The organism is Streptomyces sp. NPDC001068 (assembly GCF_042897315.1).
Classification (GTDB): Bacteria; Actinomycetota; Actinomycetes; order Streptomycetales; family Streptomycetaceae; genus Streptomyces.
In genome coordinates this window covers 168245-180650 of record NZ_JBIAYD010000007.1, presented here as the reverse complement: position 1 = coordinate 180650, position 12406 = coordinate 168245, and the positions used below count along the sequence as shown (strand labels likewise).

9 protein-coding genes are annotated in these 12406 nt (G+C 72.9%); 6 read left to right on the top strand and 3 right to left on the bottom strand.

Going from position 1 to position 12406, the window contains the following annotated elements; translation table 11 throughout:
* The first annotated feature begins 44 nt into the window (after positions 1-44).
* The 6 genes from ACFY3I_RS21025 (at position 45) to ACFY3I_RS21000 (ending at position 9497) form a co-directional block, all read left to right on the top strand.
* Complete coding sequence (locus tag ACFY3I_RS21025) at positions 45-839, top strand: MIP/aquaporin family protein (RefSeq protein ID WP_365287923.1); 795 nt, start codon at positions 45-47, stop codon at positions 837-839.
* Positions 840-920: 81 nt separating this feature from the next.
* Positions 921-2459, top strand: coding sequence for a glycerol kinase GlpK (glpK, locus tag ACFY3I_RS21020; RefSeq protein WP_365287925.1), 1539 nt, complete (start codon positions 921-923; stop codon positions 2457-2459).
* A 53-nt stretch (positions 2460-2512) separates the two neighbouring features.
* A complete protein-coding gene (locus ACFY3I_RS21015) occupies positions 2513-4129 on the top strand; it encodes an FAD-dependent oxidoreductase (RefSeq protein ID WP_390861936.1) in 1617 nt (538 codons plus the stop codon).
* Positions 4130-4503: 374 nt separating this feature from the next.
* Complete coding sequence (locus ACFY3I_RS21010) at positions 4504-7575, top strand: NACHT domain-containing protein (protein ID WP_390861935.1); 3072 nt, start codon at positions 4504-4506, stop codon at positions 7573-7575.
* Positions 7576-7642: 67 nt separating this feature from the next.
* Positions 7643-8314 carry a FadR/GntR family transcriptional regulator gene (locus ACFY3I_RS21005; RefSeq protein ID WP_390861934.1) on the top strand — a complete coding sequence of 224 codons (672 nt, stop codon included), beginning with the start codon at positions 7643-7645 and terminating at the stop codon, positions 8312-8314.
* A gap of 163 nt (positions 8315-8477) precedes the next feature.
* Positions 8478-9497 carry a PAC2 family protein gene (locus ACFY3I_RS21000; RefSeq protein WP_390861933.1) on the top strand — a complete coding sequence of 340 codons (1020 nt, stop codon included), beginning with the start codon at positions 8478-8480 and terminating at the stop codon, positions 9495-9497.
* Between the two features lie 166 nt (positions 9498-9663).
* On the opposite strand, the gene mshC is transcribed toward ACFY3I_RS21000, so the two are convergent.
* From mshC to ACFY3I_RS20985, 3 genes are all read right to left on the bottom strand, one after another.
* On the bottom strand, positions 9664-10893 hold the full coding sequence (gene mshC / locus ACFY3I_RS20995; RefSeq protein WP_365287935.1) for a cysteine--1-D-myo-inosityl 2-amino-2-deoxy-alpha-D-glucopyranoside ligase: 1230 nt from the start codon (positions 10891-10893) through the stop codon (positions 9664-9666).
* A 103-nt stretch (positions 10894-10996) separates the two neighbouring features.
* Positions 10997-11812, bottom strand: a complete 816-nt coding sequence (locus ACFY3I_RS20990) for an SCO1664 family protein (RefSeq protein ID WP_390861932.1) — start codon at positions 11810-11812, stop codon at positions 10997-10999.
* Positions 11776-12366: a DUF3090 domain-containing protein gene (locus ACFY3I_RS20985; protein WP_365287939.1), complete on the bottom strand. Its 591-nt coding sequence runs from the start codon at positions 12364-12366 to the stop codon at positions 11776-11778. The genes ACFY3I_RS20990 and ACFY3I_RS20985 overlap by 37 nt, the downstream gene beginning before the upstream one ends.
* Between the last annotated feature and the right edge of the window lie 40 nt (positions 12367-12406).

The following is a 12406-nucleotide window of genomic DNA, read 5'->3' as shown; positions in this document are numbered from 1 at the left end:
ACTCGGGGTTCGGCTTCCCTGGACGAAGGACAAAGGAGTCGCGGGTGTCCAGCTCCGACATCTTCATCGGCGAGACCATCGGTACCGCCATACTCATCCTGCTCGGCGGCGGTGTGTGCGCCGCCGTCACGCTCAAGGCCTCCAAGGCCCGCAACGCCGGCTGGCTCGCCATCGCCTTCGGTTGGGGCTTCGCCGTCATGACGGCGGTCTACATCTCCGGACCGCTGTCCGGCGCCCATCTCAACCCGGCCGTCACCGTCGCCCTCGCCATCAAGGACGACGACTGGAGCAACGTTCCGGTCTACTTCGCCGGCCAGCTGCTCGGCGCGATGATCGGCGCGGCCCTGGTGTGGGCCGCTTACTACGGCCAGTTCCAGGCGCACCTCACCGACCGGGAGATCGTCGGCGGTCCCGGCGCGCAGGACACCGCGGCCAAGGCCGTGGAGGCCGAGGAGAAGGGCGCGGGCCCGGTCCTCGGCATCTTCTCCACCGGCCCGGAGATCCGTAACGCGGCGCAGAACCTCGCCACGGAGATCATCGGCACCGTCGTGCTGATCCTCGCGGTCCTCACCCAGGGCCTCAACGACAAGGGCAACGGCCTCGGTGTGCTGGGCGGCCTGATCACCGCGCTGGTCGTCGTCTCCATCGGTCTCTCGCTCGGCGGCCCGACGGGCTACGCCATCAACCCGGCCCGTGACCTCGGCCCCCGCATCGTGCACGCACTCCTCCCCCTGCCCAACAAGGGCGGCTCCGACTGGAGCTATGCCTGGATCCCGGTGGTCGGTCCGCTGATCGGCGGAGCGATAGCCGCAGGCATCTACAACGTCGCCTTTGCTTAAGAGCAGTCCTCCGCCACCGGCAGCACTCCGCTGAAGCAGCAGACGTACCGCCCCACACCACGGATCTTCGAGGAGCACACAGTGACCGACGCCCACACCGCAGGCCCGTTCATCGCCGCGATCGACCAGGGCACGACCTCCAGCCGCTGCATCGTCTTCGACAAGGACGGCCGTATCGTCTCGGTCGACCAGAAGGAGCACGAGCAGATCTTCCCCAAGCCGGGCTGGGTCGAACACAACGCCAACGAGATCTGGACCAACGTCCAGGAAGTCGTGGCCGGGGCGATCCAGAAGGCCGGCATCACCCGCGACGACATCAAGGCCATCGGCATCACCAACCAGCGCGAGACCACCGTGCTGTGGGACAAGAACACCGGTGAGCCGGTCCACAACGCCATCGTGTGGCAGGACACCCGCACCGACGCCCTCTGCCGCGAACTCGGCCGCAACGTCGGCCAGGACCGCTTCCGCCGTGAGACGGGCCTCCCGCTGGCCTCCTACTTCGCCGGCCCCAAGGCCCGCTGGCTGCTCGACAACGTCGACGGCCTCAAGGAGCGCGCCGAAGCGGGCGACATCCTCTTCGGCACCATGGACACCTGGGTCATCTGGAACCTGACCGGCGGCGTCGACGGCGGCAAGCACTACACCGACGTCACCAACGCCTCCCGCACCCTGCTCATGAACCTGCACACCATGCAGTGGGACGACAAGATCGCCGAGTCCATCGGCGTGCCGCTGCAGATCCTCCCCGAGATCCGCTCCTCCGCGGAGGTCTACGGCGAGGTCACCGGCGGCCCGCTCGGCGAGCTGCTCGGTGGCATCCCGGTCGCCTCCGCGCTCGGCGACCAGCAGGCCGCGCTGTTCGGCCAGACCTGCTTCTCCGAGGGCGAGACCAAGTCCACCTACGGCACCGGCACCTTCATGGTGATGAACACCGGTGAGAAGATCATCAACTCCTACGCGGGCCTGCTGACCACGGTCGGCTACAAGATCGGCGACGCGCCGACGGTCTACGCGCTGGAGGGCTCGATCGCCGTCACCGGCTCGCTGGTGCAGTGGATGCGCGACCAGATGGGGCTGATCTCCACCGCGGCCGAGATCGAGACGCTCGCGCTCTCGGTCGAGGACAACGGCGGCGCGTACTTCGTACCGGCCTTCTCCGGCCTGTTCGCCCCGCACTGGCGCTCCGACGCCCGCGGTGTCATCGCCGGCCTGACCCGGTACGTCACCAAGGCGCACCTGGCCCGCGCCGTCCTGGAGGCCACCGCCTGGCAGACCCGCGAGATCGCGGACGCCATGGTGAAGGACTCCGGCGACGAGCTGGTGGCCCTGAAGGTGGACGGCGGCATGACCGCCAACAACCTGCTGATGCAGCAGCTCGCCGACGTCCTCGACGCACCGGTGGTGCGCCCGATGGTCGCCGAGACCACCTGCCTGGGCGCCGCCTACGCCGCCGGCCTCGCCGTCGGCTTCTGGTCCAGCACCGACGAGCTGCGCGCCAACTGGCGCCGGGCCGCCGAATGGACCCCCCGCATGGACGCGGAGACCCGCGACCGTGAGTACAAGAACTGGCTCAAGGCCGTCGACCGGACCATGGGCTGGATCGACGACGAGAGCTGACGAGAGCGCGCACGCTCTCACGATCGAGCTCTGACGAGGAGTAAGAACCCGACATGACCAGTCAGTCCACCCTGCAGTCCGTGCCTGCCCTGGGAACGCACCCGGCCTCCGGCTCACTGCCGACCCGCGCCGAGACCAGGGAGCAGCTTTCCAAGGCGTCGTACGACCTTCTTGTGATCGGCGGTGGCATCCTGGGCATCTCCACCGCCTGGCACGCCGCGCAGTCCGGTCTCAGGGTGGCCCTGGTCGACGCCGGCGACTTCGCCGGCGCCACCTCCTCCGCCTCCTCCAAGCTCCTCCACGGCGGTCTGCGCTACCTGCAGACCGGCGCGGTGAAGCTGGTGGCGGAGAACCACTTCGAACGCCGTGCGGTCTCCCGCCAGGTGGCCCCCCACCTGGCGAACCCGCTCACGTTCTACCTCCCCGTGTACAAGGGCGGTCCGCACGGCGCGGCGAAGCTCGGGGCGGGCGTCTTCGCCTACTCCGCGCTCTCCGCGTTCGGCGACGGCGTCGGCCACCTGCTCTCGCCCGCCCGGGCCCAGCGGGACGTGCCGGAGCTGCGCACCGAGAACCTCAAGGCCGTGGCCGTGTACGGCGACGACCAGATGAACGACGCCCGCATGGCGCTGATGACGGTCCGCGCGGCCGTCGAGGCGGGCGCGGTCGTCCTCAACCACGCCCAGGTCACCGGCCTGCGCTTCACCAAGGGCCGGGTCACGGGCGCCGACCTGAAGGACGCGGTCTCCGGCGAGGAGTTCGGCGTCAACGCCCGGCTGGTGCTCAACGCGACCGGCCCCTGGGTCGACCACCTGCGCCGCATGGAGGACCCGAACGCGGCCCCGTCCATCCGGCTGTCGAAGGGCGCGCACCTGGTCCTGAAGCGGACGGCTCCGTGGAAGGCCGCCCTGGCGACCCCCATCGACAAGTACCGGATCACCTTCGCCCTCCCCTGGGAGGACATGCTGCTGCTCGGCACCACCGACGAGGAGTACGAGGGCGACCCGGCGGACGTCTCCGTCACCGAGAAGGACACCGCGCAGATCCTGGACGAGGCCGCGTTCTCGGTCCGCGACCAGCAGCTCCGGCGTGACCTGATCACCTACGCCTTCGCGGGCCTGCGGGTGCTGCCGGGCGGTCCCGGCGACACCGCCAAGGCGAAGCGGGAGACCGTGGTGACCGAGGGCCGGGGCGGCATGCTGTCCGTGGCGGGCGGCAAGTGGACCACCTTCCGGCACATCGGCCGGACCGTGATGGAGAAGCTGGAGGCGCTGCCGGGCCACCCGCTGGGCGACGACTTCGAGCCGATCGCCTCGCTGCCGAAGAAGCTGCCGCTGCCCGGTGTCGCCAACCCGCGCGCCGTCGCCCACCGCCTGCTGGTGGACAACCCGGCCCCCGGCCCGCGCATGGCCGCCGACACGGCCAAGCACCTGGCCACCCACTACGGTTCGCTGGCCTTCGACATAGCCCGGATCGCCAACGAGCACCCGGAGCTGGCCGAGCGGGTCCACCCGGACGCCCCGGAGATCTGGGCGCAGGTGGTCTGGGCCCGCGACCACGAGTGGGCCGAGACCACGGACGACGTGCTGCGCCGCCGTACCACGCTGACGATCCGCGGCCTGGCCACGGACGACGTCAAGGCGAAGGTCCAGGACCTGCTCGACAAGAAGTGACCGCGCCCGGCCGCCGGGTTCGGCGGACGAGCGGCGCGCCGGGCACGCCCTGACCGGCCCGGCGCCCCGGAACCCCCGGCCCCGCCGTACCGGTGCCGGGTCCTGAGGGGCGGCTCCCCTCCCCTAGGGAGCCGCCCCTCACCCATGCACGCGCCCCCTCCCCCCTGCACGCGCCCGGGCGTACGCGCGTATGCCGTCGCCTTATGCCCGGGTGAGGTGCCCGACCCCTGCCACCGCGCCACCGGCCGCTCCCCGGACGCTTCCACGCGCTCACTCACACGTGTTTCGAACAGTCCGTTCTCCGCAGCTCCGGCGGCTAAAACGGGTCATTCGGCACAGCAGTCTGCGGTGCGTGACAGGAGGTGAAGCTGCGGATGCGGAGCGGATGGCACACGCCGCGCGGGCGACGGCGCCTGGCGCTGTCCGCGTGTGCGGTGGCGCTGGTGGCGCTGACGGTCGTGCTGCGGTACTGGCGGCACGACGCGGCCACCGCGGGCGTCCTGGTGTCGGCGATCGGCACGCTGGTCTCGGTGGCGGCACTGGTGGCCGACGTGCTGCGCCGTGACGCCGATCCGGCTCCGGCGTCCGCCGAGGAACCGCGGCGGCGGGCTGCCGACGCGCTGGCCGAGGCGGTGCGGGAACAGTGGGCGACGGAGGCCCGGCTGCGCAGGCTCCAGGACCCGGAGCCGATCGACGTCCCGTGGGCCCCCGCGGACCGCCGCCTGGCCGACCATCCGCAGAACATCCGGCGCACCGACGGGGGCGGAGCCACCGGGGCGCCCCGGAACCAGGACCAGAACGCCGACGCGGGCCACTCCTGGGAGGGGCACCACCCGCCGGCCGGCGGCGAGGCCTGGCGGGAGCCCGGGGTACCCGCCCCCCGGACGTCGGTGCCGGCCGGCCTCGCCGACGGGTTCGACGCGCTTCCCTGGCGGCGGCTGGTGGTGCTGGGCGGGCCCGGCTCGGGCAAGAGCGTGCTGGCCCTGCGGTTCGTCCTGGCCAGGCTGTCCGGCCGGCGCACCGGCGACCCGGTACCGGTGATCTTCCCGCTGGCCGGCTGGGACCCGCGGCAGACCGGACTGCGCGACTGGCTCACGGATCGTCTCGCCACCGACTATCCGCCGCTGGCCACGGTCACCGACGGCAACCGCACCCTCGCACGCGACCTGCTGGACGCGGGGCTGGTGGTGCCGGTCCTCGACGGCTTCGACGAGCTGACCCGCCCCGCGCACGTGGACGCCGTGCGGCGCATCAACGCGGAACTCGACGCCGACCTCCCGCTCCTGCTCACCAGCCGCACCACGGCCTGGGCGGCCGCGGTGACCGAGGGCGACGTGCTCACCGGAGCCGAGGTGGTGGAACTGCTGCCCCTCGGTCTCGGCGGGGCCGCCGCCCACCTGGAGCGCACGGCACGGCCGCGGCGGGGTGCCGGCGGGACGTCCGACACCGTGTGGAGCCCGGTCCTGCGGCACCTGGAACGCCACCCCCGCTCGCCCCTCGCCCAGGCGCTCGGCACGCCCCTGATGGTGGCCATGGCCCGCGCGGTGTACGGCGACACCTCACGTGACCCCGCGGAACTCCTGGACCCCGGGCGCTTCGCGTCGCCGGCCGCGGTCGAGGAACATCTGCTCGGGGCGTTCCTGCCCGCCGCCTACGCGGACGCGGATGCCGAGGCGGCGGCGGACGCGGTACGACGGCTGGTCCTGCTGGCCCGGGAGCTGCGCCGTCGGGACACCGCACGGCTTGCCTGGTGGGAGCTGGAGGCGCTGCTGCCGCGCGCCTTGCGGCTCTACGCGCCCGGACTGCTGTCGATGGCCGTGCTGTCCGCCCTGCTGCTGCCGGTGGCCGTGACCCGGGCGGTGCGCGAACTCGCCGGGGTGGAGGACGTGTTGTCGCTCGTCGCCGCACTGGTGGGGCAGACGGCGGGGTTCGCCTTCGGGGTGGCCCGGCTGCTGCCGCACGGCGAGCACGGACCGGACCGGCGGTTCCTGCTCCACCAGGCGCTGACGGTCGTGGGGGTGTGCACGGCCCTGTGGGCGGCCGTCGCGTACGCCGACGATCTGCGGTTCGGCTTCCGTTTCGGCTCGGTGACCGACGGCTGGCTGCCCGACCTGCTCGGCGGGTGTCTGTTCTCCTTGCTGTTCACGCTGTTCTTCGGCATCGCCGGCCTGTCCCGGCGGCCGCTGCCGCTCGGTCTGCCGTGGACCGGTGCCGCCGAGCGGGCCTGGGCGCGGGCGTGCGGCGCGATGCTGGTGCTGGGCGGGTCCGGCGCGGCGGTGAACGGGCTGCTGGACCGCTCGACCGGTCCATGGCCGGTGCTGATGGGCGTGACGGCCGGCGGTGCGGGCACCGCGCTGCTGGTCAGCGGCGCCCGCCGGGCGGCACGGGCGGCCGCGCCGCCGCAGCGGGCCGGGCGGATCGTACGGCGGTTCGCGACCGGCATGGCCAGGGGCACGGCCGTCGCGCTGCTCACCGGAGGCACCGCGTGCGCCCTGGCGGGGTGCGCCGCCGCGGGCGTGACCGTCCTCAAGTCGGGTGCGGCGCCCGACCTCGCCGGGCGGCACGCGGACGGCTGGCGGTACGGGGAGCGCGGGGGCGTCCGTACGGCGTTGGCACGCCGGCCGTCGGAGGGCACGCTGCTGATCCCGGGCGGGAGCGCCCGGCCGGTCGCCTATCCGGCCGGTGCGGTGCCTCCGGACTGCACGATCCCGTTGGTGCGCGGCCGGCACTGTGCCGGGTTCCACACGGATGTCACGGTGTTCGAGTCACGGCGGGGCCGGGTCGTCGTACGGCTGTCGCCGGCCGGCCGGGGGCGCTCGGAGTCGGTCGCGGACGCGGCCAACCTGCGGTCGATGCTGCCGCCGGAGGCCCGCGCCTGGCTGACGGAGACGCCCCCGGCGGTGGTCCTGACGCGTTTCCTGCCGACGTTCGTGGCCGCCGGGGTGCTGCTCGGGGTGGTGGGCGGGTGCGTGTGCGGGGTGTACGCGGCGCTGAGCGTGCCCTCCGACACCATGCGGACGCCCGGTCCCGGTTCGTCCCTGCGCACCGACCGCACGGCCGCGCTGACCCGTGGCGGGGTAGTGGCCCTGCTGGTGGCGCTGGTCTGTGTGCCGGTGACGCTGGTGCCGGGCGACCGGGGCGGCCTGGCGCACGTGGGCACCCAGCTCTGGCTGCCGCTGGGCACGGCCGCACTGGCGCTGAGCGCCTGGGGCCGGCTCGTGGTGGCCCGCGGCTGGCTCGCGCTGACCGGGCGGCTGCCGTGGCATCTGATGGCGTTCCTGGCGGACGCGCACCGGCGGGGCGTGCTGCGGCAGTCCGGCGCGTACTACGAGTTCCGGCATGTGCGGTTGCAGTCGTACCTCGCGGGTCCGGGCGGCGCGTCCGTCGCCCCACCGGGCCCGCGGGAGTCGCCGGAGGTGAGAGCACTGAACGAGCCGCCCCGCTGACCGGGGCCTGACCAGGTCGCATAATGTGGCCCAGACATCGGAGGTCTGAGCCGCGAGGAGGCCCGGTATGGCAGTCACCGACGAGGCGATCGAGAAGATCAAGGACATGATCGTCTCCGGTGCGCTGCGCCCCGGTGACCGGTTGCCGAAGGAGAGCGAACTCGCCGCGGAACTCGGGCTGTCCCGCAACTCGCTGCGGGAGGCGGTACGGGCCCTGTCGCTGATCCGGATCCTGGACGTGCGGCAGGGCGACGGCACCTACGTGACCAGCCTGGACCCGCAGCTGCTCCTGGAGGCGATGAGCTTCGTCGTCGACTTCCACCGCGACGACACGGTCCTGGAGTTCCTCGCGGTGCGCCGGATCCTGGAGCCGGCCGCCACCGCGATGGCCGCGTCCCGGATCAGCGAGGGGCAACTGGACGCCCTGGCTTCCCAGTTGGACGAGCTGGGCGCCGACCCCTCGGTGGAGGAGCTGGTCGCCTGCGATCTGGAGTTCCACCGGGGCATCGTGCAGAGCGCGGGGAACTCCGTGCTCTGCTCGCTCCTTGACGGGCTGTCGGGACCCACCACCCGGGCCCGGATCTGGCGCGGCCTGACCCAGGAGGACGCGGTGGCCCGGACCCTGCGCGAGCACCGGGCGATCCTGGCCGCACTGCGCGACCGGGACGCGGAGGCGGCCCGCTCCTGGGCGACCGTGCACGTCGCGAGCGTGGAGCAGTGGCTGCGCAGCAGCCTGTGAAGCGCTTGCTGCCCGTGATCCGTTCCTCGCCGGTTCGGGGTGTCCGGGGGCGGTGAACGGGGCAGTGATCCGTTCACTCCCCCGTGCAAGGGGGCTGCGGGCGCCCCCGCCGGACGCCGTAAGGTTGGGGCGTAGGCGAGGGTACGTCGGAAGGAGGCGCTGGGTGATCGAGCTGGAGGGGGTACCCGAGCTGATCGACCCAGTCATGGTGGCCGCGTTCGAGGGCTGGAACGATGCCGGCGACGCCGCCTCCACCGCGGTCGCGCATCTGGACCGGGAATGGAAGGGCGAGGTGTTCGCTGCCCTGGACGCCGAGGACTACTACGACTTCCAGGTCAACCGCCCCACGGTGTGGATGGACGCCGGCGTGCGCAAGATCACCTGGCCGACGACGCGGCTGTCGGTGGTCCGGGTGGGCGGCGACAAGCCGCGCGACCTGGTGCTGGTGCGGGGCATCGAACCGTCCATGCGCTGGCGCTCGTTCTGCAACGAGCTGCTCGGCTTCGCCCACGAGCTGGGCGTGGAGCTGGTGGTGGTCCTCGGCGCCCTGCTGGGCGACACACCGCACACGCGTCCGGTGCCGGTCAGCGGCGTCACGTCCGACCCGGACCTCGCGCAGCGGATGGACCTGGAGGAGACCAAGTACGAGGGCCCCACGGGCATCGTGGGCGTCCTCCAGGAGGCGTGCACCCACGCGGGCGTGCCCGCGGTCTCGCTCTGGGCGGCCGTGCCGCACTACGTCTCCCAGCCGCCCAACCCCAAGGCCACGCTGGCGCTCCTGAACCGCCTGGAGGACCTGCTCGACCTGCGGATCCCGCTGGGCGAGCTGCCCGAGGACGCGCGCGCCTGGCAGGTCGGCGTGGACCAGCTGGCGGCCGAGGACACCGAGGTCGCGGAGTACGTGCAGACGCTGGAGGAGGCCCGGGACACCGCCGAGCTGCCGGAGGCGTCGGGCGAGGCGATCGCCCGTGAGTTCGAACGCTACCTGCGGCGCAGGGACGTGAATCCGCCGGGCGGCGGCCACGCCACGGACGGCACCGAGAGCGCGCCCTACCTGCGGGACAACCCGGGCGGTCCCGGCGGGAAGGCCAGGCGGCCACCCAGGCCCGACACGCCCGGGAGCACCGGAAATCCCGGCGACGGGGACCCGGGTCCGGACGGCGAGGACACCTCCGAGGACTGAGAAAGGGGCGGTACGCGTGGCGCGTACCGCCCCTTTCCCGTCGGGTGGGGGTTGAGCCGGTGTGTTCGCTGCGGGTGGGCCGTGGCCGGTCGGGCGGGTGCTCCCCCAGCCTCCGGACGGGGAACCCCGGCGCCCCGGAGAGACGGGGCGCGGGGCCTGCGTGTCCTTAGAGGGCCACGCCCATCAGCGCGTCCACCGCACGTGACACCACGCCGGGCGCGCCGGTGTCCGTGCCGCCCTCGGCCTCCTGGAGCGCCGCCCAGCGGTCCACCGCGGCCAGTGCGGCAGGGGCGTCCAGGTCGTTGCTCAGCGCCTCGCGGATCTCCTCCACCAGGGCCTCGGCCGGCGGGCCGTCGGGGCGGGAGACCGCCGCGCGCCAGCGGTCCAGGCGGGCCACCGCGTCGGCCAGGACCTGGTCGGTCCACTCCCAGTCGGCGCGGTAGTGGTGGGAGAGCAGGGCGAGGCGGATGGCGGCCGGGTCGACGCCGTCGTGGCGCAGCCGGGAGACGAAGACCAGGTTGCCCCGGGACTTCGACATCTTCTCGCCGTCGAGGCCTACCATGCCGGCGTGCACGTACGCCTTGGCCATCGGGAACTCGCCGGTGAGCACCTGGGCGTGCGAGGCGCCCATCTCGTGGTGCGGGAAGGCCAGGTCGGAGCCGCCGCCCTGGACGTCGAAGGTCATCCCGAGGTGGTCGAGGGCGATCGCCACGCACTCGATGTGCCAGCCCGGGCGGCCGTGGCCGAGGGAGCCGCCGTCCCAGCTGGGCTCGCCCTCGCGGGCGGCCATCCACAGCATCGGGTCGAGCGGGTTCTTCTTGCCGGGGCGGTCCGGGTCGCCGCCGCGTTCGGCGGACAGCAGGCGCATGGCGGCGGCGTCCAGGCCCGAGACCTTGCCGAAGTGGGGGTCGGACCCGACGGAGAAGTAGATGTCGCCTTCGAGTTCGTAGGCGGCGCCGAGGTCCCGCAGACGCTCGACGAGCGGCACGATGCCGGGTATCGCCTCGACCGCGCCTATGTAGTGCCGCGGGGGCAGCATCCGCAGGGCGGTCATGTCCTCGCGGAAGAGGGTCGTCTCCTGCTCGGCGAGGGCGACCCAGTCGACGCCGTCGCGCTCGGCGCGCTCCAGCAGCGGGTCGTCGACGTCCGTCACGTTCTGGACGTAGTGCACCTGCCGCTTGGTGTCGAGCCACACGCGCTGAACCAGGTCGAACGCGTTGTAGGTCGCCGCGTGCCCCATGTGGGTGGCGTCGTACGGCGTGATGCCGCAGACGTAGATTCGGGCGACGGGACCGGGGTCGAGGGTGACGAGGCCGCCGGTCGCGGTGTCGTGGATCCTCAGGTCGCGGCCCTGACCAGGCAGGGCGGGGACCTCGGAAGCGGGCCAGGCATGCATGTACATGAGCGTAACCGGACCCGAGTTCGGTATACGAACCGGACCAGGCCAGATGGCCGGGAAGGCCCTCTTGATCTTGCGCCCGGGGTGTGCTGCGGAAAGGTCACACGGGCGGCCAGGGGATGGCCGGCCACTCTCCGCTCGGTTCCGGGTGCCGCCCGGTGGTCAGCAGCGCGTCGACACGCGCGCGCGTGGCCTCCAGCTCGACCGGGGTGATCAGCTCGGCCAGCCGGGCGCCCAGCGCCCCGCCGAGGGCCGCACGGAGCCCCTGGAGGGTCTCCACGGCCTCCGCGGTGAGCGTCTCGCCCGCCCAGCCCCACAGCAGGGTGCGCAGCTTGTTGTCGGCGTTGAAGGTGACCCCGTGGTCGATGCCGTACAGCCGGCCGTCGGCGGTGGGCAGCAGATGGCCGCCCTTGCGGTCGGCGTTGTTGATCACGGCGTCGAGGACGGCGAGCCGGCGCAGCCGTTCGTCGTCGGCGTGCACCAGCAGCGCGGTCTTCCCCTCGCCGACCTCGGCGAACCCGATCGCCTTCCAGCCCGGCTCCGGCTCCTCGGCGTCGACCAGCGCGAGCAGGTCGGCGCTCTGCGGGTCGACGTCGATCCAGAGCTGGCACATGCCCTCGCCGTACGGCCCGTCGCGCAGCACGGTGGGCGGGACCAGGTCCCAGCCGGTGGCCGCGGACACCTCGTAGGCGGCGACCTCGCGCTGGGCGAGGGTGCCGTCGGGGAAGTCCCACAGCGGGCGTTCCCCGGCGACCGGCTTGTAGACGCAGGACACTTCCTCGCCGTCGTACGCGACCGTGCAGAACAGGGCCGCGTTGGAGGCGTCGCGGATGCGTCCGCGTACCTTCAGCTCACCGCGGGCGAGCAGCTCGGCGGCGGTCACGCTCCGCGGCGGTATCCGTTCTGGCGCGGACATACGTGTCCTTCCGGGTCGAGCGGGAGGCTGCACAGCGGGCACGGCGGCCGCCCGGCGTTGACGACGTCCAGGGCGCGCTTGGCGAAGGCCCTGGCCTGCGCGCCGGTGAGCCGGACCCGCAGCATCGGGGGCCCGTTCTCCTCGTCCTGCAGGAGCCGCTCCTCGGCCTCGGCGAGGTCCTCCTCGGAGTCGGCGTCCAGCTCCACGAGCGCCTGCGCCTCGACGATCATGCGCTCTTCGTCGCCGTCCCAGGCGAGGGCCATGGTGCCGACGCGGAACTCCTCGTCGACGGGGGTCTCCAGCGGCGCGCTGTCGGCGATCTCGGTGGGAGCCACGGCGGGTACCGCCGCGTTGCCGCCGCTGCGCCGGACGACCTCGTCGAGGAGTTCGTCCATGCGTTCGGCGAGCGCGGCCACCTGGGTCTTCTCCAGGGCCACGCTGGTCGTCCGGGGGCCGGCCGTGGCCTGGAGGAAGAACGTACGGCGTCCGGGCAGTCCGACCGTGCCCGCGACGAAGCGGTCCGGCGGATCGTAGAGGAACACCTGACGGGACACGTCCTGTCTCCATGGGAATCGAGAGTGCGTGGGCTCGGAT